The sequence below is a fragment of the Nocardioides phosphati genome (genome assembly GCF_014646375.1).
In the GTDB taxonomy this organism is placed as follows: domain Bacteria; phylum Actinomycetota; class Actinomycetes; order Propionibacteriales; family Nocardioidaceae; genus Nocardioides; species Nocardioides phosphati.
Genome location: NZ_BMNI01000001.1, coordinates 735,880 through 757,568 on the forward strand (window position 1 = coordinate 735,880; position 21,689 = coordinate 757,568).

The 21,689-nt window shown below is 70.3% G+C and carries 21 protein-coding genes; 15 read left to right on the top strand and 6 right to left on the bottom strand.

Annotated features, from left to right (window positions below):
* Positions 1 to 21: 21 nt before the first annotated feature.
* Entirely contained in the window at positions 22 to 1,542 is a 1,521-nt protein-coding gene (locus IEX47_RS03785) for an OFA family MFS transporter (protein ID WP_229662597.1), read from the bottom strand.
* A 230-nt stretch (positions 1,543 to 1,772) separates the two neighbouring features.
* Here IEX47_RS03785 and IEX47_RS18185 point away from each other — a divergent pair, with 230 nt between their 5' ends.
* From IEX47_RS18185 to IEX47_RS03800, 3 genes are read left to right on the top strand one after another with little or no spacing between them, the layout of a single operon-like run.
* Positions 1,773 to 3,188 (top strand): fatty acid desaturase, encoded by a 1,416-nt coding sequence (locus tag IEX47_RS18185; RefSeq protein WP_188782613.1) that lies wholly within the window; start codon positions 1,773 to 1,775, stop codon positions 3,186 to 3,188.
* 4 nt (positions 3,189 to 3,192) lie between these two features.
* On the top strand, positions 3,193 to 3,384 hold the full coding sequence (locus IEX47_RS03795) for a ferredoxin (protein WP_188782614.1): 192 nt from the start codon (positions 3,193 to 3,195) through the stop codon (positions 3,382 to 3,384).
* Positions 3,385 to 3,389: 5 nt separating this feature from the next.
* Positions 3,390 to 4,610, top strand: coding sequence for an NAD(P)/FAD-dependent oxidoreductase (locus IEX47_RS03800; RefSeq protein WP_188782615.1), 1,221 nt, complete (start codon positions 3,390 to 3,392; stop codon positions 4,608 to 4,610).
* A 9-nt stretch (positions 4,611 to 4,619) separates the two neighbouring features.
* Here IEX47_RS03800 and IEX47_RS03805 read toward each other — a convergent pair whose 3' ends face one another.
* The gene (locus IEX47_RS03805) at positions 4,620 to 5,858 is read right to left on the bottom strand and encodes a PucR family transcriptional regulator (RefSeq protein WP_188782616.1); all 1,239 of its coding nucleotides are present in this window, start codon (positions 5,856 to 5,858) and stop codon (positions 4,620 to 4,622) included.
* Between the two features lie 147 nt (positions 5,859 to 6,005).
* On the opposite strand from IEX47_RS03805, the gene IEX47_RS03810 reads away from it, so the two are divergent.
* Genes IEX47_RS03810 through IEX47_RS03860 form a run of 11 tightly spaced genes read left to right on the top strand, consistent with a single transcriptional unit; the run spans position 6,006 to position 17,316 of the window.
* The gene (locus IEX47_RS03810) at positions 6,006 to 7,766 is read left to right on the top strand and encodes a GMC family oxidoreductase N-terminal domain-containing protein (protein ID WP_188782617.1); all 1,761 of its coding nucleotides are present in this window, start codon (positions 6,006 to 6,008) and stop codon (positions 7,764 to 7,766) included.
* Positions 7,763 to 8,611, top strand: coding sequence for an MlaE family ABC transporter permease (locus IEX47_RS03815; RefSeq protein ID WP_229662598.1), 849 nt, complete (start codon positions 7,763 to 7,765; stop codon positions 8,609 to 8,611). The genes IEX47_RS03810 and IEX47_RS03815 overlap by 4 nt, the downstream gene beginning before the upstream one ends.
* Position 8,612: 1 nt before the next feature.
* Entirely contained in the window at positions 8,613 to 9,419 is an 807-nt protein-coding gene (locus IEX47_RS03820; RefSeq protein ID WP_188782618.1) for an MlaE family ABC transporter permease, read from the top strand.
* Positions 9,420 to 9,424: 5 nt separating this feature from the next.
* Positions 9,425 to 10,594 (top strand): MCE family protein, encoded by a 1,170-nt coding sequence (locus IEX47_RS03825; RefSeq protein ID WP_229662632.1) that lies wholly within the window; start codon positions 9,425 to 9,427, stop codon positions 10,592 to 10,594.
* Between the two features lie 2 nt (positions 10,595 to 10,596).
* Positions 10,597 to 11,622, top strand: a complete 1,026-nt coding sequence (locus IEX47_RS03830) for an MCE family protein (protein WP_229662599.1) — start codon at positions 10,597 to 10,599, stop codon at positions 11,620 to 11,622.
* Positions 11,619 to 12,590 (top strand): MCE family protein, encoded by a 972-nt coding sequence (locus IEX47_RS03835; RefSeq protein WP_188782621.1) that lies wholly within the window; start codon positions 11,619 to 11,621, stop codon positions 12,588 to 12,590. Before IEX47_RS03830 ends, IEX47_RS03835 begins: the two co-directional genes overlap by 4 nt.
* An 8-nt stretch (positions 12,591 to 12,598) precedes the next feature.
* Positions 12,599 to 13,771, top strand: coding sequence for an MCE family protein (locus IEX47_RS03840; protein WP_188782622.1), 1,173 nt, complete (start codon positions 12,599 to 12,601; stop codon positions 13,769 to 13,771).
* Complete coding sequence (locus IEX47_RS03845) at positions 13,768 to 14,973, top strand: MCE family protein (RefSeq protein WP_188782623.1); 1,206 nt, start codon at positions 13,768 to 13,770, stop codon at positions 14,971 to 14,973. Before IEX47_RS03840 ends, IEX47_RS03845 begins: the two co-directional genes overlap by 4 nt.
* Entirely contained in the window at positions 14,973 to 16,307 is a 1,335-nt protein-coding gene (locus tag IEX47_RS03850) for an MCE family protein (protein ID WP_188782624.1), read from the top strand. Before IEX47_RS03845 ends, IEX47_RS03850 begins: the two co-directional genes overlap by 1 nt.
* Positions 16,304 to 16,780, top strand: coding sequence for an Rv1363c family protein (locus IEX47_RS03855; protein ID WP_188782625.1), 477 nt, complete (start codon positions 16,304 to 16,306; stop codon positions 16,778 to 16,780). Before IEX47_RS03850 ends, IEX47_RS03855 begins: the two co-directional genes overlap by 4 nt.
* A complete protein-coding gene (locus tag IEX47_RS03860) occupies positions 16,777 to 17,316 on the top strand; it encodes an Rv1363c family protein (protein ID WP_188782626.1) in 540 nt (179 codons plus the stop codon). Before IEX47_RS03855 ends, IEX47_RS03860 begins: the two co-directional genes overlap by 4 nt.
* A gap of 31 nt (positions 17,317 to 17,347) precedes the next feature.
* On the opposite strand, the gene IEX47_RS03865 is transcribed toward IEX47_RS03860, so the two are convergent.
* Entirely contained in the window at positions 17,348 to 17,488 is a 141-nt protein-coding gene (locus IEX47_RS03865; RefSeq protein WP_188782627.1) for a hypothetical protein, read from the bottom strand.
* 110 nt (positions 17,489 to 17,598) lie between these two features.
* On the bottom strand, positions 17,599 to 17,790 hold the full coding sequence (locus IEX47_RS03870; RefSeq protein ID WP_188782628.1) for a hypothetical protein: 192 nt from the start codon (positions 17,788 to 17,790) through the stop codon (positions 17,599 to 17,601).
* A 299-nt stretch (positions 17,791 to 18,089) separates the two neighbouring features.
* Between IEX47_RS03870 and IEX47_RS03875 the strand changes: the two genes are divergently transcribed.
* Complete coding sequence (locus IEX47_RS03875; protein WP_188782629.1) at positions 18,090 to 19,208, top strand: FUSC family protein; 1,119 nt, start codon at positions 18,090 to 18,092, stop codon at positions 19,206 to 19,208.
* On the opposite strand, the gene IEX47_RS03880 is transcribed toward IEX47_RS03875, so the two are convergent.
* Both IEX47_RS03880 and IEX47_RS03885 read right to left on the bottom strand, forming a co-directional pair.
* Positions 19,202 to 20,317, bottom strand: coding sequence for a Zn-dependent alcohol dehydrogenase (locus IEX47_RS03880; RefSeq protein WP_188782630.1), 1,116 nt, complete (start codon positions 20,315 to 20,317; stop codon positions 19,202 to 19,204). The two genes, IEX47_RS03875 and IEX47_RS03880, sit on opposite strands and share 7 nt — an antisense overlap.
* 13 nt (positions 20,318 to 20,330) lie before the next feature.
* Entirely contained in the window at positions 20,331 to 21,680 is a 1,350-nt protein-coding gene (locus IEX47_RS03885) for an NAD-dependent succinate-semialdehyde dehydrogenase (protein WP_308423243.1), read from the bottom strand.
* Positions 21,681 to 21,689 lie beyond the last annotated feature (9 nt).

Genomic DNA, 21,689 nt, shown 5'->3' on the forward strand with positions numbered 1-21,689 from the left:
TCGGAGGATGGGCTGGTGGCGTCAGTGGGCAGCGTCGACCGCGTCGACGATGGGCCCGCTCTCGTGGAACCTCGCGTCCACCGGCCGGATCAGCAGGTTGGCGATGAAGCCGACGATGAGCACGCCGACCATGATCAGCATCGCGAGGCGGTAGTCGCCTGCGTCGAGGAAGCCGGGCTGGAGCTTGCCGTCCTTGACCGGGCAGACCTTGACCGTCGCGCCGGTCACCGCGTTGACGACCGACTTGCACGGCTTGCCCTCCGCCGCGTGGTCCAGGATCCCGTTGACGATGAGCGGACCGAGCACGCCGGCGACGGACCAGGCGGTCAGCAGCCGGCCGTGGATCGCACCGACCTGGAAGGTGCCGAAGAGGTCGCGCAGGTACGCCGGCACGGTGGAGAAGCCGCCGCCGTAGAACGAGATGATGACGACGCAGACCGCGACGAACATCGCCACGCTGCTGGAACCCACCGTGGCGAGGACGAAGTAGAGGGCGGTGCCGACGCCGAGGTAGATCACGTAGTTGACCTTGCGGCCGAGGAGGTCGGAGACCGTCGACCAGACGAACCGGCCGCCCATGTTGAAGATCGAGAGCAGGCCCACGAACCCGGCAGCCACCAGTCCGACGTTCGCGGCGTTGGAGGTCAGCTCGGAACTGCCGTCGTCGTTGCGGAAGAAGTCCTGGATCATCGGTGCCGCGTTCTCCAGGATGCCGATGCCGGCCGTCACGTTGCAGAGCAGCACCACCCACAGCAGCCAGAACTGCGGGGTCTTGATCGCGTTGCTGGCCGAGACGTGCGCCGCGGTCTGCAGCGCCTTCGGCTTGTGCTGGGCGGGGTCCCAGTGGACGGGGTGCCAGCCCGGAGCCGGCACGCGCACGGTGAAGACACCGAACATCATCACCACGAAGTAGACGATGCCGAGGGTGACGAAGAGCTTGGCGACGGTGTCGGCGTCGAAGACGCTGACGGTCAGGTTGGGGGTGCCGTCGGGCTTCAGCGGGTGTGTCGCCGTCCCGAAATGGCTGAGCAGCGAGGTGCTGAGCGGGGAAGCGATCATCGCCCCGCCGCCGAATCCCATGATCGCCATGCCGGTCGCCAGGCCGGGCCGGTCGGGGAACCACTTCATCAGCGTCGAGACCGGGGAGATGTAGCCGATGCCCAGGCCGATGCCGCCCAGGACGCCGTAGCCGAGGTAGACGAGCCATAGCTGGCCGGAGGAAATGCCGAGGGCGGCGACGAGGAAGCCGAGGCCCCAGCAGCAGGCGGAGGTGAACATCGCGCGTCGGGGTCCGCCGAGGTCGACCCACTTGCCGAAGACGGCCGCCGACAGCCCGAGCATGACGATCGCCAGCGAGAAGATGTAGCCGATCGACTTCTCGCTCGCCCCGAAGTCATTGATCAGCGAGACCTTGTAGACGCTGGTCGCGTAGACCTGCCCGATGCACATGTGCACCGCGAGGGCGGCTGGCGGAATCAGCCAGCGGCTGTAGCCCGCGGGCGCAACGGTGTGTTGGCGATCAAGGAACGAGAGCGCGGCCACGGGCCATACCTCCATCGAGTAGGTGTGGTGAACGTAGGAGGCCCGCTGACGAGCGTCAAGGCACGCGCGACGCCGGCATCGCCGAGGTTCCCGACGGTTCAGTAGGCGGTGATGCATTGGCTGATCGTCTAAAGGAGCACCGGCCTCTTGGCAGTTTGCTGCCTAGTTGATGGCGAATTCCTTGTGCGATCGTCTCAATATCGTCAAACTCCCGACTCTTGGAGGACACCATGTCCGCTGAATCGCACAGCGCCGGAGCAGTCTCCGCTCCGGCGTGGAAGGACAAGAAGCGCTACCTGTGGATGCTCGGACTCGTCATCCCGGTGACGCCACTGATCGGTCTGGCGCTGCAGCACGAGACCGGCTGGTCCGGCTGGCTCTGGCTCACGCCGCTGATGTTCTTCGCGGTCATCCCGCTGCTCGACCTGGTCGCGGGTTACGACGACACCAACCCGCCCGAGGAGATCATCGAGGCACTCGAGAACGACCGCTACTACCGCTGGGTCACCTATCTCTACCTGCCCGTGCAGTACGCCGGCTTCGTGCTGGCGATGTGGTACCTCGCCACCGCTGACCTGAGCGTCGCCGACCGCATCGGTCTGGCGATCTCGATCGGCGTGGTCGCGGGGGTCGCGATCAACACCGCGCACGAGCTGGGGCACAAGAAGGAGAGCCACGAGCGCTGGTTCTCGAAGATCGCGCTCGCCCAGTCGTTCTACGGCCACTTCTACATCGAGCACAACCGGGGTCACCACGTCCGCGTCGCGACCCCGGAGGACCCGGCCTCCAGTCGCATGGGGGAGAGCGTCTACCGGTTCTGGCCGCGCACGGTGCTCGGGTCGCTGAGCAGCTCGTGGCACCTCGAGGCGAAGCGCTACCAGCGCAAGGGCACCCATCCGTTCCACCTCGGCAATGACGTCCTCAACGCCTGGCTGATGACCGTCGTGCTGTGGGGTGCGCTCGTGCTCTGGCTCGGTGTCGGCATCCTCCCGTACCTCATCCTCCAGGGCGTCGTCGGCTTCTCCCTGCTCGAGGTCGTCAACTACATGGAGCACTACGGCATGCTCCGCCAGAAGGTCGGTACGCCGGAGCGCCAGCGCTACGAGCGGGTTGACCCCAGCCACAGCTGGAACTCCAACAACATCGCCACCAACGTCCTCCTCTACCACCTGCAGCGCCACTCGGACCACCACGCCAACCCGACCCGTCGTTACCAGACGCTCCGTGACTTCCGTGAGGCTCCGGTCCTGCCGACCGGCTACACGGGCATGATCGTGGTGGCGCTCGTCCCGCCCCTCTTCCGCACGCTGATGGACAAGCGGGTCGTCGCGCACTACGGCGGCGACCTCCGCCTGGCCAACGTGCACCCGGCCAAGCGCGAGAAGCTGATGCGGCGCTACCCCGTTCCCGTCGCCACGGTCGTCGAGGACCTGCACGAGGACACCTCCGCGCACGCCTTCGCCAACGAGGTGCTCGCGGCACGCTGCCCCGGCTGCGGCTACACCTACGAGGTCGCCGTCGGCAACGAGCTCGAGGGCTTCGCGGCCGGCACCGCCTGGGCCGACATCCCCGACAGCTGGTGCTGCCCCGACTGCGGCGTACGCGAGAAGGTCGACTTCCTTCCCGTCGAGACGGCGGGGGTGTGAGGTCATGCGCATCGACGTCGACCGCAGCCGCTGCGAGGGCCTGGGCATGTGCGAGGCCATGGCACACGAGTTCTTCGAGGTGGGTGACGACGGCTTCGTCGTCGTCCGCGACGACAGCCCCGCGGAGGGCCAGCGGTCCTTCGTCCGAGCGGCCATCGACTCCTGCCCGGTCTCGGCGCTGTCGTTGAGGGACTGAGCGGGATGGGCCTCGTCATCGTCGGCGCCTCCCTGGCTGGGCTGCGTGCGGCCGAGTCGGCCCGGCGCTCCGGCTGGGACGGCGACATCACGCTGATCGGCGCGGAGGAGCACCTCCCGTACGACCGCCCGCCGCTGTCGAAGTCCCAGCTCGATCGCGGTACGCCGGATGCCGTCGTCCCCCTGCGCTCGCGCGCCGAGCTGGACGAGCTGGGGGTGACAACGCTCCTCGGCTCCCCGGCGACGGGGCTCGACACCACGGGCAGGACGGTCCTGGTCGGCGAGACCGCAGTCCCGTACGACGCGCTCATCGTCGCCACCGGGGCGACGCCGTTCCAGCTACCTGGTGCGGCCGGGCTCGCCGGAGTCACCGGGCTCCGGACCCACGCCGAGGCGGTCGCCGTACGCCGCGCGCTCGACGAGGGCGCGCGCACCGTGGTGATCGGTGCCGGCTTCATCGGCTCGGAGATCGCCTCGGCCGCCCGCAAGCGCGGGCTGCCGGCGACGATCGTCGAACGACTCGACGTGCCGCTGAGCCGGTCGCTGGGTCCGGAACCGGGGGAGATCTGCGCCGACCTGCACCGTGCGGCAGGCACCGATCTGCGCCTCGGCGTCGGTGTCTCCGGGCTGGAGAGCGCCGGCGGCAGGGTGACCGGTGTGGTGCTCGACGACGGCACCGCCGTCCCCGCCGACCTCGTGGTCGTCGGCATCGGCGTCCGGCCAGCGACCGGCTGGCTCGAGGAGAGCCCGGTCGCGCTGCACGACGGCGACCGCGGTGTGCTGTGCTCAGCCACGCTGGCCACCTCGGTGTCCGGTGCCTGGGCGGCGGGCGACGTCGCACACTTCCCGAACAGCCGGTTCGAGGGCGACCTGATGCGCCTGGAGCACTGGACGAACGCCGCGGAGCAGGGAGCGCTCGCGGCCCGCAACGCCGTCGCCGCCCCCGGCGTCGCACCGGAGTTCCTCGACACGATTCCCTACTTCTGGTCGGACTGGTACGGCCACCGCCTGCAGTTCGTGGGTACGCCGCGTGCCGACCAGGTCGTCACGCTCGGCCCGCGCGGTCCCGGCGCCATCGTCCTCTACCGCCGCGGCACCCAGCTCGCCGGCGTGCTGACCATCGACCGCCCCCGGGACATCATGAAGTTCCGTCGGCTGGTCATGGAGCCGGGCAGCTGGGAGGAGGCCCTCTTCCAGGCCAAGGAGCGCGTCGAGGCAGCGGTCTGACCTCGCCGCTCAGGCCTTCGGCGCCAGGAACGCCTCGTGGTAGCGGAGGGCCAGCTCCACCTCGGAGCGCCCTGATGCCAGCGGGGTCCCGAGCAGCGCCTCGGCTTGCGTCACGCGGTAGCGGACGGTGTTCTTGTGCACCGTCAGGTGCCGCGCAGCCGCGTCCACGCTGCCGGTGGTGAGCAGGGCGCGCACCGTCTCGCGGAGCCGGGCGTTGGCCTCGGAGTCCTCGGCAAGCTCGCCGAGCGTCCGCTGCACGAAGCGGTCTGCACTCGCTCCCGCCGTGGAGATCAGCGAGAGGATCTCGACGTCGGCGAAGAGGGTGATCGGCCGCGCGTTGGGGGAGCGCAGCGAGATGCGCATCGCTTCCTGTGCCTCGACGTGACTGAGCCGGAAGCCGTCGGTGCCGGGCAGGGCCGTCCCGGCAGCGGCCCGGATGCCGCGTTCACCGAACCAGGCCGCGCTGGCCAGCAGCGCCTCGCGGTGCGGAGTGCCGGTTGTCGCCAGCCAGCACCACAGGTCGCGGCCGCCGGGGCTGACCAGCAACGGGTTCCGGCTGCCGACGCTGCGCGCCACCTGCATCGCGGCCTCGCGGAGGTCGCTCACCCGTTCCGGGGTCTCGGCGCGGAGGAGCAGCGCCGTGTTGCGCGACGAGATCGGGTAGCCCCCGAGCCCCGTCGAGAGCTCGCGCGGGTCCGCGGAGGATCCGGCGGGGGCGTCGAGGATGCTCCGCACCGTCACCAGCGCCTGGGCCGCCGCGCCCTGGCGCAGCCGGTCCTGCTCCGCCTGGAAGATCTCGACCGAGGCGACGATGGAGGCGTTGAGCCAGTCGCTCGCGCGGTCCCACACGAAGATGAGGAAGCCGGCCTCGTCGCGGTCCGCACCGCAGAAGGCGCGGGCAGCCACGGTCAGGTAGTCCCAGACCGCCTTCTGGGCCACCCGGTAGGTCTGGAAGAGCTCGGTGAGCGGGCGGCCGCGCAGCGCCATGTCGGCGGCGAAGACCGCGGCCGCCTCGACCAGTTGGACCTCGCGGGCCGGCTCGCGCAGGCTCGCCAGGAAGGCCAGCCAGTGCGTGCGTACGCAGAGCTGGAGGCTGTCGGCGAGGATGGCGTCCGCGGCAATCGCCGGAAGCTCCCGCAGCGTCGGCCAGGTGATCCGCTCGACCCACCTGTCGAGGGCACCGGGCTCGCTCTCCGCGGCGATGAAGTCCGCGATCAGTGTCTTGAGTGCGTCGTCGTCCTTGCCCATGGCGAGACGGTAGCGCGTGACGGTTGGTTCATCTGTACAAAACCATGGTGACTCCTTGGTGCTGCAGGCCGAGAGGTAGCCCTCCGCATTGTGAAAACGTCCTGTCCTGTTGTGGCAGCGGCCACACGGAGCAGGAAGAAGGTCACCATGGATGCAGCGCCTGTCGACTACGACGTCCTGGTGGTCGGGTCCGGCTTCGGTGGTTCCGTGACCGCCCTCCGGCTGACCGAGAAGGGCTATCGCGTCGGGGTGCTCGAGGCCGGGCGCCGGTTCGCCGACGACGAGTTCGCGACGACCAACTGGGACGTCCGGAAGTTCTACTGGGCACCGCGCCTGGGCTGCTACGGCATCCAGCGGATCCGGGTGCTGAAGAACGTCGTCGTCCTCGCGGGCGCCGGGGTCGGCGGCGGCTCGTTGGTCTACGCCAACACGCTCTACGAACCGCAGACCGACGCCTTCTACAACGACCGACAGTGGGTCGGGATCACCGACTGGAGGCAGGAGCTCGCGCCGTACTACGACCAGGCGAAGCGGATGCTCGGCGTCACTCTCAACCCGACCACGACCGCTGCTGACGAGGTGCTGCAGAAGGTCGCGACGAAGATGGGCGTGGAGGAGAGCTACCACGCCGCCCCGGTCGGGGTCTTCTTCGGCCGCGACGGCCAGAAGGAGCCGGGCGCCCTCGTCGAGGACCCCTTCTTCGGCGGAGCCGGACCGGCCCGCAACGGCTGCCTCGAGTGCGGTGAGTGCATGGTCGGGTGCCGGCACAACGCGAAGAACACCCTGGTCAAGAACTATCTCCACCTCGCCGAGAAAGCGGGCGCCGAGGTGCTCCCGCTGACCACCGTCACCGACGTCGCACCCCGTCCGGAGGGCGGGTACGCCGTGCAGGTCACCGCTACCGGCAAGCGCGGCGCCCGGCACCGGCGTACGGTCACGGCCGACCAGGTCGTCCTCGCCGCCGGCACCTGGGGCACCCAGGAGCTGCTGCACCGGATGAAGCGCTCCGGATCCCTGCCGCACCTCTCCGACCGGCTGGGCCACCTGACCCGCACCAACTCGGAGTCGATCTGCAGCGCCAGCCTCAAGCTGAGCAAGCGGAAGGACGCCGACTTCCACCACGGCGTCGCGATCACCTCCTCGATCCACCCTGACGAGCGGACCCACATCGAGCCGGTCCGCTACGGGCAGGGGTCGAACTCGATGTCGTTCCTGCAGACCGTCATGACCGACGGCGGCGGCCGACTCCCGCGCCCCCTGCGCTGGCTGCTCGCCGTGCTGCGCCACCCCCTCAACTTCCTCGCGCTCTACCTCGGCATCAAGGACTGGTCGAACCGGACGATCATCGCGCTCGTCATGCAGACGCACGACAACTCGATCACCGTGTTCGGCAAGCGCACCTGGCGCGGCCGGTTCAAGCTCTCCTCCCGTCAGGGCCACGGCGAGCCGAACCCGACCTGGATCCCGGCGGCCAACGAGGCCACCCGACTGATGGCCGCGGAGATCGGGGGAGCGGCCTACGGCAGCACCGGCGAGATCTTCGACATCCCGATGACCGCGCACTTCCTCGGCGGTGCGGTGATCGGGCGTACGCCGGAGGACGGCGTGATCGACGCCTACCACCGCGTCTTCGGACACCCCGGTCTCCACGTCGTCGACGGCGCCGCGATCTCCGCGAACATCGGCGTCAACCCGTCGCTGACGATCACCGCCCAAGCCGAGCGCGCGATGGCCCTGTGGCCCAACCGCGGCGAGGCCGACCAGCGACCCGCCCCCGGCTCGGCGTACGAACAGGTCTCCGCCGTGGCTCCGCGCGGGCCCGTCGTGCCGCCCACCGCGCCGGCGGCCCTGCGCCTGCCGATCGTCTCTGTCAGCAGCGGCGGAGCCGACCGGGCGAACCCCGCGTGAGCACCACGACCGAGAACACCGACAAGGCCCTGACCGGCATGACTCCGGAGAGCCGGAAGGTGGCACGCGAGGCGCTGGAGAGCAGCGTGCCTTTCGTGGCGCTCACGGCGATCGGCGGCTTCTACGCCTTCGTCGTCGACACGTTCCGCAAGATGTTCACCACGCGGTTCCGCTTCCGTGAGTTCGTCTCGCAGACCTGGTTCGTGATCACGGTGTCCTTCGGACCCGCACTGCTGGTCGCGATCCCGTTCTGCGTGATCATCATCTTCCAGGTCAACCAGCTGCTCATCCAGATCGGCGCGGTCGACCTCGCCGGCGCCGGTGCCGCGGTCGCTGTCGTCCGTGAGATCGGCCCCATCGTCAGCGTGCTCGTCGTGGCCGGCGCCGGAGCGACAGCAATCTGCGCCGACCTGGGCTCGCGCACGATCCGCGAGGAGATCGATGCCATGAAGACACTCGGCATCGACCCGATCCAGCGGCTCGTGGTGCCCCGCGTCGTCGCCTCGACGCTGGTCGGTGTCGCGCTCAACGGCATGGTGACGGTCGTCGGACTGGTCGGCGGCTACTTCTTCTCCGTGGTGCTGCAGCACGCCACGCCGGGGCTCTACGTCTCCAACCTCACGCTGCTCGTCGGGCTTCCCGACTTCCTCGCCTCCGAGCTCAAGGCCGGCATCTTCGGCATGCTCGCCGGCCTCACCGCCTGCTACCTGGGGCTCCACGCGAAGGGCGGCCCGAAGGGCGTCGGCGACGCCGTGAACCAGACGGTCGTCTTCGCCTTCATGCTCCTCTTCGCGGCCAACAGCGTCATCTCCACGATCTTCCTCAACATCAAGCTGGGGGCCTGACATGGCTGTGCATCCCACCGGATGGGTCCGCGAGCTCGGCAAGCAGCTCGGCTTCCACCTGGAGGCGTTCGGCCACTTCCCGCGAACGCTCCACCGCTACCGCGGCGAGATCGTCCGCCTGCTCGCAGAGGTCAGCCTCGGATCCGGGGCACTCGCGATGATCGGCGGCACCGTCCTGGTCATCGGCTTCCTCACCGCGGCCTCGGGCATCGAGGTGGGCCTGCAGGCCTACACCTCCTTCGACAACATCGGCGTCGGTGCGCTGTCCGGCTTCTTCTCGGCGTACTTCAACACCCGTGAGGTTGCGCCGATCATCGCGGGCATTGCCCTCACCGCGACCGTCGGCGCGGGCTTCACCGCCCAGATCGGGGCCATGCGGGTGAGCGAGGAGATCGACGCGCTCGAGGTGATGGCGGTCCACCCGGTGCCGTTCCTGGTGACCACACGGATCATCGCCGGCCTGATCGCGGTCGTGCCGCTCTTCTGCATCGCGGTGATCATGTGCTGGCTGGCGACACGGATGGTCGTCACGGTCGGCTACGACCAGCCACCGGGCAACTACCAGCACTACTTCGACACCTTCCTGATCCCCGGCGACCTCTTCCTGGCGATGGTGAAGGTCCTCGTGATGGCGCTCGTCGTCGTGTCGGTCTGCTGCTACCACGGCTTCCAGGCCAGCGGCGGCCCCGCCGGCGTGGGCAAGGCCGTCGGTGCCGCCGTGCGGACCGCCCTCATCGCCACCATGTTCGTCGACCTGATCTTCGGCATCGCCATCTGGGGCGGTCCGTCGGTCCACATCTCCGGGTGAGCACCATGAATCCCGTCGCCGACCGTCAGCTCCGCCTCGGCCTGGCCTTCCTCCTCCTGCTGGGGGCGGTGGTCACTGCCGCCGTCCTGCAGTACCGCGGTGCCTTCCGCTCGACGATCCCCGTGACGGTGCAGGCCGACCGCGCCGGCCTGACCATGGACGTGAGTGCCCCGGTCAAGTTCCGTGGCGTGCAGGTCGGGCGGGTCCGGTCGATCAGCGCCCACGATGGGAAGGTCGACATCGGCCTCGCGATCGACAAGGACGCGGTCAAGGACGTGCCGGGCGGCCTCACCGCCCAGCTCGTGCCGCCCACGGCCTTCGGCGCTCGCTACGTCCAGCTGACGGCGAACGGCCACGGCTCGGGTCCGATCGCGCCCGACCAGCAGATCTCCGCCGACCACGTGACGGTCGAGGTGGACGAGGCGTTCACCCACCTGACCGACGTGCTCGACGCCGCGCGACCCAGCGACGTCAACAACGCGCTCGCCGCCGTGGCCGGTGCGGTCGACCAGCGCGGTCGGCGGATCGGCAGCCTGATCGACCGGTCCGACCGCTACCTCCGGCTGCTGCACCCCTCGCTGGAGACCCTCGCCTCCGACGTACGCCGCAGCGACGACGTCGTGACCGGCTACGACCAGGCGATGCCGGACCTCCTGCGCACCTTCGGCAACGTGACGAAGACCAGTGACACCCTCGTTGCCCGTCACGAGCGGCTGCGCGCGACCGCACGTGCGCTCAGCGCCTTCAGCAACGACACGCGCGGCCTCGTCCTCGCCGCCGAGGCCGGGTTGGGCTCGACGCTGGCCATGCTCGCCCCTGTCACGGCGCTGCTCGAGCGCTACGCACCGGAGCTGCCCTGCCTGGTCGGCGGTCTCGCCGGTGCCAACGGACTCGCCGAGAAGGCGGTCGGCGGCACCAACCCGGGGGTCACCACGATCACCCGGATCGCACCCGGAGCGGAGCCCTACCGCTACCCCAGGAACCTGCCGGTCGTTGGCGACCACCGCGGCCCGGGCTGCTACGGCCTGCCGTACGTCGACCCGGCCGAGGCCCGCCAGCCCAGCCCGACGTTCGTCTCGGGGGCCAACCCGCATGCCGGGCCGGGGACGACCCCGCAGCAAGACGTGTCCACCACGCTCTTCGGAGCTCTCGCAGGACTGGTGACCGGACGATGAGCGTGCGGAAGGCAGAGGCCCGCGACCTGACCAAGCTCTCCCTCTTCCTGGCCTTCGCGGTCTTCGTCACCGTCTGGCTGGCGGCGGTCACGGGCGACATGCAGTCGGGGGAGAAGGCCGACTACCACGCCAGGTTCGCCGACGTCTCCGGCCTCCAGGCTGGCGACCAGGTCCGTGTCGCCGGCGTCTCGGTCGGCCGCGTCACCGACATCAAGGTCCAGAAGGACGCCAGCGTGCTGGTCGGGTTCGACGTCGACACCAGCCTGCACCTGAGCCGCGCCACCACCGCGGCCGTCCGCTACCGCAACCTGATCGGCGATCGGATCCTCGAGCTCGACCGCGGCTCCTCCTCGGCTGCGGAGCTGCCCCCGGGCGGCACGATCGCCCTGGCCCGCACCGCGCCAGCGGTCGACCTCGACGCTCTGCTCAACGGCTTCAAGCCGCTCTTCGCAGGTCTTGATCCCACCCAGGTCAACCAGCTCTCGGGCCAGCTCGTCGACGTCCTCCAGGGCCAGCGCAGTGCCGTGGACCATCTGGTCTCCTCGGTCGGCTCCTTCACCTCCACGCTGGGGGATCGCTCGGTGCTGATCACGCAGGTGGTGGGCAACCTCAACGCGGTGCTCGGTGAGGTCGCGGACCGCAAGGACGGCCTCGGTCACCTGACCACCGAGCTCAGCGAGCTCGTGGACGGGCTTGACCGCCAGGACACCCAGGTCCTCGACGCGGCGGGCCAAATCAACCAGATGGCGCGTTCCGGCGCCGACCTCCTGGCCCGCTCGCGCGGCGACCTGACGCCGACCCTGGAGGGCCTGCGCGCCTCCGCCCGCGGCCTCGACCAGCACTCCTCGGCGCTCCAGGCGCTCCTCACCCAATGGCCGAAGCACTACGCGAAGATCCAGGACTCCGCCTCCTACGGCGCGTTCTTCAACTTCTTCCTGTGCGGGATCCGGCTCCAGTTCAGCAACGACAGGGGGGCGCCCGCCTCCACGCCGTACATCCGCAGCGAGGCAGCGAGGTGCCAGCGATGAAGACCGCCTTGCGCGGCGTGCTCGGCACGCTCCTGATCGTCGCGGCCGTGATCTCCACCCTCACCTACCGCTCGTGGCCGCTCCTGCGGAACACCGACACCTTGCGGATCGAGTTCGCCGAGGCGGGCGGGCTGAAGTCCAACGACGAGGTCGTCGTCTCCGGCGCCAGCGTCGGCAAGGTCTCCGGCATCGAGCTCGACGGCGACAAGGTCATGGTCACCGTCAAGCTCTCCGACCACGACCTGAAGCTCGGCGACGACACCCGCGCCGACATCGTCACCGTCACCCTGCTCGGCCGGGCCGCCGTCCGCCTCGAGCCTCGCGGTCGCGGCGACCTCGCTCGGGGCTCCACCATCCCTGTCGCCCGCACCGGCTCGCCGTACGACGTGACGCAGGCGCTCAGCCAGCTCACCGACGAGACCCGGAAGGTCGACAGCCACCAGGTCGCCGAGGCCCTGCGGCAGGTCTCCGCGACGTTCGCGGACACACCGAAGAGCCTGGGCCCGGCACTCGCGGGGATCCGGAAGGTCTCCACGACGATCGCCGCCAACGACACGTCCCTCCAGGACCTGCTCGCCAACGCGAAGGACGTCACCGGCGTGCTCGCCTCCCGTGACCAGCAGATCTCCCGGCTGCTCACCTCCGGCAACGACCTCCTCGCCGAGCTCGATGCCCGGCAGCAGGTGATCACCGACCTCCTCGCCAGCGCCCGCGCCCTCTCGGCGCAGCTGACCGCGGTCGCCCGGGAGAACGGTGCCGTCCTGCCCCCGACCCTCATCGAGGTCAACAAGGTGGTCGACCTGCTCAATCGGAACAAGCGGAACCTCCAGATGACGATCACCGGGCTGCGGAACTACGCGACGGCGTTCGGTGAGGCGATCTCGAGCGGTCCGTTCTTCGACGCCTACATCCAGAACCTCACCTCGCCCGGGACGCTCGCTCCCGTCATCTCAGGACTGACGCCGTGATGCCCGCCATGAACACGTTCCTCCGCCCCCGCCTGCTCGTCGGGCTCGTGCTCGCGCTGCTGGTCGGCACGGTGCTGGTCCTCCGCTCCAGCGGCGGCACCGAGGTGCTCGCGCACTTCGACACCGCTCCCGGCCTGTACGCCGGCGACGACGTCCGCGTCCTCGGCGTCCGGGTCGGCAAGGTCGTCTCGGTGACGGCCGGTGACGGTGGAGTCGACGTGAAGCTGCGCGTCGAGGGGGACCAGAAGATCCCCGCCTCCGCACATGCTGCGATCGTCGCCCCGAGCCTGGTCAGCGGTCGGTTCGTGCAGCTGGCCCCTGCCTGGAGGAGCGGCCCGACCCTGGCGGACGGCGCGGAGATCCCCGCCGACCGCACCGCGGTGCCGATCTCGTTCGACGAGGTGAAGAAGGAGCTCACCGACCTCAGCACAGCCCTTGGTCCCGAGGCAGGACGCCGGGGCTCACTCGACCAGGCGATCTCGACGATCGAAGCCAACCTCGCCGACGGCAACAGCACCCAGCTGCGGGCCTCGGTCACGCAGTTGCACGACGCGGCCGCCGCGCTTGCGTCGGGCCGGTCGGACCTCTTCACCACCGTCCGCAACCTCAACCAGTTCACCCGGAACCTCGCCGTGCACGACGCGGCGGTCAGCGGCTTCACCACGGAGCTGGACCACGTCGCTGCCATGCTCCGTGACAACCGCACGCAGGTGACCGGAGCCGTGCGCGACCTCCACACAGCGCTGCACGCCTCTGCGGCCCTGCTCGGCAGGAACCAGGCCCAGCTGACCCACGCCCTCCGCGGAACCCAGCAGCTGAGTGGCACGGTCGCTTCCCGTGCGGACGAGCTCGCCGGTGTCCTCCACGTCGCGCCCCACTCGCTCATGGGGCTCTACAACATCGTCGATCGCCAGGCGATCACGGGCCGCGCGGTACTGGCCAACCTCGACAGCGTGGCCGCGCTGCTCTGCTCCGCGGTCCTCGGTGCCGGCGGCACCGCCGAGACGTGCAGCGCGGCGGTCCGTCCGCTGATCAACCTCCTCGGCCTGGAGAAGGCCGGCGCGCCGCCGTCCGGTGGTGTGGGCGGAGCCCTCGCCGGAGGGACCGGCGGCGCGCGGCTTCCCGGAGGCACGGACAAGCTCGTCAACAGCCTGCTCGAGCAGCTCGGAGGTGTCCTGTGAAGTGGCGCGCGATCGGCGCGGTCACCGGAGCACTGCTCGTGCTCGGTGCCGGCACCGGCTGCGACCTGCAGCCCAACTCCTACACGTTCCCGGGCCAGAAGGCGGTCGGCGACGACGGCTACACAGTGACGGTCGCCTTCGACAAGGTCGAGAACCTCGTGCCCAACTCCAACGTGCAGCGTGACAACGTCACCATCGGCACAGTGACCCGGATCAAGGTCGACAGGGACTGGCACGCCCAGGTGACCATGCGGATCGCCGACGACCAGCAGCTCCCGAAGCAGAGCCGGTTCGCGATCGGGCAGAAGACCCTGCTCGGCGCGCAGTACGTCGAGGTGTCGACGCCGGCGGACCGCACCGCGCCTGCTTCGTATCTGGCCGACGGGGCGCAGGTGCCGCTCGGACAGACCGGCACCTATCCGTCGACCGAGCACGTGCTCGGCGCCGCGTCGCTGCTGCTCAACAACGGTGGACTTTCGCAACTGAGCACGATCACGGGCGAGCTGAGCACCGCGCTGCACGGGCGCGTTCCGCAGACGCGTGACCTCGTCGACCAGCTGGACGAGCTGCTGACAGTGCTCGACGCCAACAGGGGGGACATCGTGCGCACCCTCGAGGCGCTGGGGTCGCTCTCGAAGGACCTGCGCGCCAACCAGGCGGTCATCGGCCGGGCGATCGACCGGATCACGCCCGGCCTGCGCGCGCTCAACGCCGACCGCGACGAGCTGGTCCGCGCGATCCGTGACACCGGACGCCTCGGGGTGGATGCAGGGCGAGTGATCGAGGTCAACGAACGCGCGATCGTTGCCAACCTCTCCTCGCTGCGACCAGTGCTGAACCGGGTCGGCGCGTCGTCGGGCCAGCTCGTGGACGCCCTCAAGATCGGCTTCACCATCCCGTTCCCGGCGATGACGACGACCGACGCGATCAAGGGCGACTACGCGAACCTCTTCGCCACCCTCGACCTCAGCACCACCTCGCTGGCGGGCATGTGGCTCGGCGGGGGAGCGGCGTTCCAGTCCAGCGACCCGGTCACCTCGCCGCTCGAGCCGTCGAGGGGACCGCGCCCGAGGTCCGGCGCACCGGACAGGTCGACCACCAACCCGGCCCTGACGCCGACTGCGCCATCCGGGGGCAGCTCGCCCGCCCCGGCGCCGTCTAAGTCGTCCTGCTCGCTCGTCCAGATCCTGGTGGGTTGCTGATGATCCTCACAACGCTGGTCCGGCGACAGCTCCGGATCTTCCTCGTCCTCACCGTTGCGTGTGTCGGGCTCACGACGGTCGTCTACGCCCGTGTGCCGCAGATGGTCGGCATCGGCGTCTACGACGTCTCGGCGGACTTCAAGGACGCCAGCGGGCTCTATCCCCGCGCGATGGTCACGTATCGCGGCGTCAAGATCGGCACCGTGTCCGCGCTCCGTCTCGACGGTGACGGCGCCCGCGCGACCCTGCAGCTCGACGGCGGCACAGAGGTGCCCGCGGACGCGATCGCGGAGCTGCACAGCACCTCGGCCATCGGTGAGCAGTACGTCGACCTGGTGCCAGGGAAGTCCAGCGCCCATCTCGAGGACGGCACCGTCATCCCCTGGCAACGAACCCGGGAGATGCCGCAGATCACCCCCGTCCTCGACAAGCTCAACGGGCTGCTGAAGTCGGTGCCGACCGCGAAGACCCGGAAGGTCCTGCAGCAGCTCGACGAGGGCCTGGGCGGTGCCGGCGACGACCTCGGCGGCGTGATCGACAGCACCGGCGAGATCGTGGACTCCGCGACGGCCGAGCTTGATGCGACGAGTTCCCTGATCGCCACGCTGCAGCCCGTTCTCGCCACCCAGCAGGCGGAGATGGGTCACACCAAGGCGTACGCCGCCTCCCTCGCCCGCTTCACCGACGAGCTCGCCGCGCACGACGCCGACCTGCGCGCGCTGCTGAGCGGCAGCCCGGAGGATCTGGACACCCTGCGCGGCGTCGTCGACGGCGTACGACCGACGGTGCCGGGACTGCTGAAGAACACCACCACCGACGCCCGGGTGCTCAACACCTACCTGGCCAACCTCGAGCAGATCCTCGTGGTTTACCCCGCGACGGTCGCCCGCCTGCAGTCGACGGTCAACCCACGGGCCGCGCACGGCGACGTCCAGCTCGACCTGCGAGCCAACCTCGACGCGCCGCCCCACTGCTCGGCGGGATACCTGCCGACGGACGCGCGTCGCTCGCCTGCGGACGACTCGGTCCGACGCGTGGACGGCACGGCCCACTGCCGCACCGCCGCGGCCGATCCCTCGAGCGTGCGAGGTGCCCGCAACCTCCCGTGCCCGAACAACTCGTCGCTGCGCGCGCCACTGCCGGAGGGTTGCGGCCTCCACTTCGGGAGCGGCGACCGGTCAGCATCGCGTCGTCCCGTCCTCGACGACCTCGCTGCCCTGATGCTCCAGGCGCGCGGCCTCGACGGCGCACACGGACTTCCGCCGGCGGGGACTCCGCCGGTGCCCGGAACGGACTGGCGCTCGCTCGTCCTCGGCCCCTTGGGAGTGTCATGACGAACGTCCGCACGATGGTGATCGGCCTGCTCGCCGCAGGCGCCGTCGCCTCAGGGGTGCACAGTGGGCTGGCCCTGCGCAGCGAACACCGCGAGGAGAAAGGTCGTGCTGACGCAGTGGCGGCGGCATCCGCGGAGGTGACCGGCCTGATCTCGGTCAGTCAGAAGACGACGGCGGCGGAGATCAGCCGCCTCAAGGCGGGGGCAACCGCGTCCTTCGCCTCGGAGCTTGAGGAGCAGTCCGTGGCCCTCCGGCGTGCCCTGCAGGCCCAGAAGGTCACCTCGACCGGCTCCGTCGCCTCGGCAGGCGTGGTCGCCTGGCAGCCCGCGAAGGCCCGCGTGCTCGTCGCCGCTGTCGGCAAGGTCGCCAACAAGCAGTCCGACCGGAGCACCCCGCGCGCCTACCGGCTGCGGGTCGACCTGCGCCACGTCGAAGGGCGCTGGCTCGTGAGTGACATGGAGTTCGTGGCATGACGATCCTCGACCAGCCCGGCTCGACGACGCCGGTCGGCTCGCTGGAGCTGCCGTCGCGGCGCTCGCGTGCCGGCGTACCGCCTGCCCTTGTCGTCGTGACGGCCCTTCTGCTGCTTGCGGCGGGCGTCCTCGCCTTCCTGGCCCACGGGAGTCGGCAGGTGGAAGCGGCCCGCCGGGCCGCGGTCAGCAGTGCGGAGCACAGGCTTCCCGCGCTGCTCAGCTACCGCCACGACCGGCTCGACCGTGACCTCGCGCGAGCGGTCGACCAGACGACGGGCTCGTTCCACGACGAGTACCAGGAGCTGGCCACGCGCACCGTGCGCCCGACGGCCGAACGTCGCAAGGTCGACACCACCGCTAACGTCAGTGGCGCCGGTGTGGTCAGTGCGTCCGAGGACCGCGTGGTGGTGCTCGCGCTCCTGACACAGTCAACCGTGACGGCCGGCGGTGCCCCCGTCGTGAGCGGCAGCCGCGTGGAGGTAACCCTGGAGCGGGTCGGCGACGACTGGCTTCTCAGCGCCCTGGAGCCGGTGTGACCTCCGAGCTGCGAGCCGTGCGCCCGCCCGGTCAGCGGGTCTGGCTGCTCACCGCGCCGTACGAGGTCCCGCGTGCGGAGTCGGTCGAGCGCAGGCCGTGGGGCATGCACCACGTTCGCCGCGACGGCAGCTCCACGACGGTCTGTGGTGTCTCGGCCTCAGCGTGGGTCACGTTCTGGACCATGGACTTCCGGCCTCTCGACCGGGCGGCATGTCCGGCATGCGCCAGTGCCTTCGCCCGGCATACGCCGTCGGCGCAGTCCTGAGCGCCCTGGGGGCAGATCAGGCGAGCACGCGTGCGCTGCGCGTCTCCTCTGCACGTCGCCGGGCCTGCTCGACCGCCGCCTGGGCGGGCGACGGGACGGGCGGGCGGAGCCGGTCACGGACGGTGCCGATGGCGGCGGCGCCGAGCGGGATCCACACCGGCACGAGCAGGAGAAGGGCGAGGGGGAGAAGGCTGGCGAGATCGCTCACGAGGGCTCCGGGTTCGGGTTCGAGGGACTCCACCGACGATGGCTGTCGGCCGGGTGCCGCCGCGACGTTCAGGGATCCAGAATTCGCGAGCGGCGATGTGCGAACCGCACAAAGTGGCGGCCGGAGCCCGAAAGCCGCGAACATCGACCAGGCGTAGCCGACCCGGCCGTAGCCGAGGGGTGTGCGTGGCGTCCGGCGGCCGGTTCGCCTTGCGGGCCCCGATGAGGAGGTAGGGCCTCGTTGCAGCCCTCGACCCTACGACCGCGGGTGGGGCGAGGCCGGGACATAGGATCCGGGCGATGCAGAGCCAAGCCGGCGACCGCGGTCGCCCACGCCTCGGCGCCACCTCCGTGAGGGGCGCGCTCCGCCATGCCACGCGCTGGCAGCGGGTCGAGGTGGATGCGTTCGCGATGCTGGCGGCCGGGCTCGCGGTGGCCCTGCCCGTCGCGGTCGGCATGCTGCTCGACCGGCCGGCGGAGGGCCTGGTGGGCGCTCTCGGAGCGCTGATGATCTCCAGCAGCGGCAACGTCGGACGCCTCTCCGACCGCGGCGTGGAGCTCCTGCTGAGCGGCCTCGTCGCCCTCGCCGGGGTCTGCGTCGGCAAGGAGCTCGGCGGGCGATCGGTCGCCTCGAGCACGGCGATCGTCCTCGTCTCCATCGCCGCGATGGCGCTGGGCAGCCTCCGCCCGGCGGGGGCGAAGACGCGCATCCAGTTCGTCGTCACGATGATCGTCGGCTCGACCCTCGCTGCGGCTCCGCTGGCGACGGGGCTGCTCGCCGCCTGCTTCGCGGCGGGCGCGGCGTTCGGCGGCGTCCTCACGCTTGCGGCGTACGGCGCGGGTCGGCTGGTGCTCCGGCTGCCCCGCCCCGATCCCGCACGTACGCCGAGGCCCTGGCGGGTCGACGCGGCGACGTGGCGCGCGAGGATGCGCACCTGGGCCGGCTGGGAGTACCCCGTCCGGATGGGTGCGTGCATGGCGGTCGCGGCGGTCTTCGTCAACGTGCTGCCGGGGTCGCACTCGACGTGGGTGCTGCTGACCGTGGTGATCGTGGTGCAGCCCGACCGGCGCGACGCCCTCATCCGCACGATCTCCCGCGGACTCGGGACCGTCCTCGGTGTCGCCGTGGGCATCGTGCTGCTGCAGTCGGTGCCGTCCTGGGTCGTCGTCGCGGTGGTGGGCGTCATCGCCGCGGTGCGGGGCCACCTCAAGGTCGCCAACTACACGGCGTACTCGGTCGTGATGACGCCGCTGGTGCTGGTGCTCACCTCGCTCGGGCACGGTGCACCGGCCGAGGTCCTGGTGGAGCGCGTGGTGGACACGGGTCTCGGCTGCCTGATCTCGCTGGTGGTGGGCATCGGCCTGTGGCGTGTCGTGGCCGATGCCCACCAGCGGTCCCGGGATGAGCCGGGTCAGTAGGAGATGACCGAGCGGATGCCGATGCCCTGCTTCATCTCGTCGTAGGCGTCGTTGATCTCGTCGAGCTTGATCACGCGGGTCACCAGCGCGTCGAGGTCGATGCGGTCGTTCATGTAGTGGTCGACCAGCTGCGGGAAGTCGATCGCCGGACGGCTCGATCCGTAGTTCGAGCCGATCAGCTTCAGCTCCGAGTCCGACATGACGAACGGGTCGATCGTGATCGTCATGCCGTCAGGCACCTGGCCCGCGACGATGGCGCGGCCACCGCGCGCCAGCGAGGCATAGGCGGCCTCGATGGTGACGGGGAGGCCGATCGCCTCGATGGCGACCTCGACCCCCCGGCCGTCGGTGAGCTCCCCGATCCGCTCGGCGAGGTTCTCCTTCGCCGAGTTGATGACATCGGTGGCGCCGAAGTGACGTCCCTGCGCGAGCCGGTCGTCGGAGAGGTCGACGGCGATGATCCTGCGCGCGCCGACCAGGCGGGCGCCCTGGATCGCGTTGAGGCCGACGCCGCCGCAGCCGAAGACGACCACGGTCTCGTCGGGGCGGACGTTGGCGGTGTTGATCGCCGCACCGACGCCGGTGGTGACCGCGCAGCCGACCAGCGAGGCCTGCGCGAAGGGGGCGTCGGCGCGCACGGGGATGGCGCCCGACTCGGGCACCATCGCGTACTCGCCGAAGGTGCCGGCGCCCGCGAAGCTGTAGACCTCCTCGCCGTCCAGCGTGGTGATGCGGGTCCTGCCGTCGAACGACAGGTGGTTGGCGGAGTGCCTGGCCACCTCGTCGCAGAGCACCGGACGACCGCTCACGCAGTAGCGGCACCGGCGGCACGGGGGAGTCCAGGTGAGGACGACGTGGTCGCCGACGGCAACGCCGGTGACGCCCTCGCCGATGGCCTCGACGACGCCGGCGCCCTCGTGGCCGAGGATCATCGGGGTCGGAACCTCCCACTCGCCGACGATCACGTGGAGGTCGCTGTGGCACAGCCCGCTGGCCTTCATGCGCACGAGCACGTCGCCGGGCGGGGGAGTCGACGGGATCGAGACGGTCTCGATGGTCATCGGCTCGTTGGGCGTCCTGAAGACGGCGGCCTTGAATTCGATGGTCATGTCAGTTGCCCCTTCAGTTGGCGACGCGGATGAGCTTCTTGTTGGCGAACTCCTCGATGCCGTACCGACCGAGCTCGCGACCGAAGCCGGACCGCTTGATGCCGCCGAAGGGGAGCTCGACGCCGTCGAGACCGACGCCGTTGACGAACACCATGCCGGCCTCGATCTGGTTCGCGACGCGCATCGCCTGCTCGGGGTCGGTCGTGAAGACGTACGAGCCCAGCCCGTACGTCGTGTCGTTGGCGAGGGCGATCGCCTCGTCCTCGGACGCCGCGCGGTACACGGTGGCGACCGGGCCGAAGAGCTCCTCGCGAGCGGCGTCCGACGTGGGGGAGAGGCCGGTGAGGACGCCCGGCGGGAACCACGCACCCTCGCGCTTGCCCTCGGTCGCCAGCGTCGCGCCGTCGGCGACGGCGCGCTGGACCTGCTCCTCGAGGCGCTCGGCCGCTGCGACGGACGACAGGGGAGCGAGGCCGTCGGCAGCGGCGAGGACCGCCGTCGTGAGCTTCTCGACGAACGGCTCGTAGAGGGCGTCGGCCACGATGAAGCGCTTGCCGGCATTGCACGCTTGGCCGGCGTTCTCCAGGCGGGCGCCGATCGCGGCCTCGACGGTGGCGTCGAGGTCATCGGTCGAGAGGACGACGAAGGGGTCGGAGCCGCCGAGCTCGAGGACGACCTTCTTGAGGTTGCGGCCGGCGGTCTCCGCGATCGCCGCGCCGGCACGCTCCGAGCCGGTGAAGGAGACGCCTAGGATGCGGGGGTCGGCGATCATGTCGGCGACCTGCTCGTTGGTGGCGTAGACGTTGACGTAGGCCCCTTCGGGGAAGCCCGCGTCGAGGAAGAGCTGCTCCAGCGCGGCAGCCGACTCCGGGCACTGCGGGGCGTGCTTGAGCACGATCGTGTTGCCCAGCGCGAGGTTCGGGGCGGCGAACCGGGCCACCTGGTAGTACGGGTAGTTCCAGGGCATCACGCCGAGCAGCGGCCCGATCGCCTGGCGGCGGACCAGGGCGTGGCCCTCACCGTCCAGCAGGTCGATCGGCTCGTCGGCCAGGAACCTCTCGGCGTTCTCCGCGTAGTAGGCGTAGATCGCCGCGCAGAACTCGACCTCGCCGGCGGCATCGGCGACCGGCTTGCCCATCTCGCGATGGATGATCTCGGCGAGCTCGTCGACCCGCTCGTTGTGCAGGTCGGCGACCCGGTGCAGGAGGGCGACGCGCTCCTCCAGAGTGCTGACCTTCGACCAGGCCCGGAACGCCTGGGTCGCAGACCCGAGCGCCGCATCGATGTCGGTGTCGGTCGCGGTCGGGTGGGTCGCTGCGACCTCGCCCGTGGCGGGGTCGGTGACGGCGTACATGTTCGTCATGAGAGGTGC

Excerpts from the sequence above, each read along its gene's own strand:
- IEX47_RS03885 (WP_308423243.1), bottom strand. The coding sequence starts at position 21,680 with ATGACGAACATGTACGCCGTCACCGACCCCGCCACGGGCGAGGTCGCA.
- IEX47_RS03825 (WP_229662632.1), top strand. The coding sequence starts at position 9,425 with ATGAATCCCGTCGCCGACCGTCAGCTCCGCCTCGGCCTGGCCTTCCTC.
- IEX47_RS03850 (WP_188782624.1), top strand. The coding sequence starts at position 14,973 with ATGATCCTCACAACGCTGGTCCGGCGACAGCTCCGGATCTTCCTCGTC.
- IEX47_RS03855 (WP_188782625.1), top strand. The coding sequence starts at position 16,304 with ATGACGAACGTCCGCACGATGGTGATCGGCCTGCTCGCCGCAGGCGCC.
- IEX47_RS03800 (WP_188782615.1), top strand. The coding sequence starts at position 3,390 with ATGGGCCTCGTCATCGTCGGCGCCTCCCTGGCTGGGCTGCGTGCGGCC.
- IEX47_RS18185 (WP_188782613.1), top strand. The coding sequence starts at position 1,773 with ATGTCCGCTGAATCGCACAGCGCCGGAGCAGTCTCCGCTCCGGCGTGG.
- IEX47_RS03795 (WP_188782614.1), top strand. The coding sequence starts at position 3,193 with ATGCGCATCGACGTCGACCGCAGCCGCTGCGAGGGCCTGGGCATGTGC.
- IEX47_RS03840 (WP_188782622.1), top strand. The coding sequence starts at position 12,599 with ATGAACACGTTCCTCCGCCCCCGCCTGCTCGTCGGGCTCGTGCTCGCG.
- IEX47_RS03860 (WP_188782626.1), top strand. The coding sequence starts at position 16,777 with ATGACGATCCTCGACCAGCCCGGCTCGACGACGCCGGTCGGCTCGCTG.
- IEX47_RS03875 (WP_188782629.1), top strand. The coding sequence starts at position 18,090 with ATGCAGAGCCAAGCCGGCGACCGCGGTCGCCCACGCCTCGGCGCCACC.
- IEX47_RS03805 (WP_188782616.1), bottom strand. The coding sequence starts at position 5,858 with ATGGGCAAGGACGACGACGCACTCAAGACACTGATCGCGGACTTCATC.
- IEX47_RS03880 (WP_188782630.1), bottom strand. The coding sequence starts at position 20,317 with ATGACCATCGAATTCAAGGCCGCCGTCTTCAGGACGCCCAACGAGCCG.
- IEX47_RS03835 (WP_188782621.1), top strand. The coding sequence starts at position 11,619 with ATGAAGACCGCCTTGCGCGGCGTGCTCGGCACGCTCCTGATCGTCGCG.
- IEX47_RS03810 (WP_188782617.1), top strand. The coding sequence starts at position 6,006 with ATGGATGCAGCGCCTGTCGACTACGACGTCCTGGTGGTCGGGTCCGGC.
- IEX47_RS03820 (WP_188782618.1), top strand. The coding sequence starts at position 8,613 with ATGGCTGTGCATCCCACCGGATGGGTCCGCGAGCTCGGCAAGCAGCTC.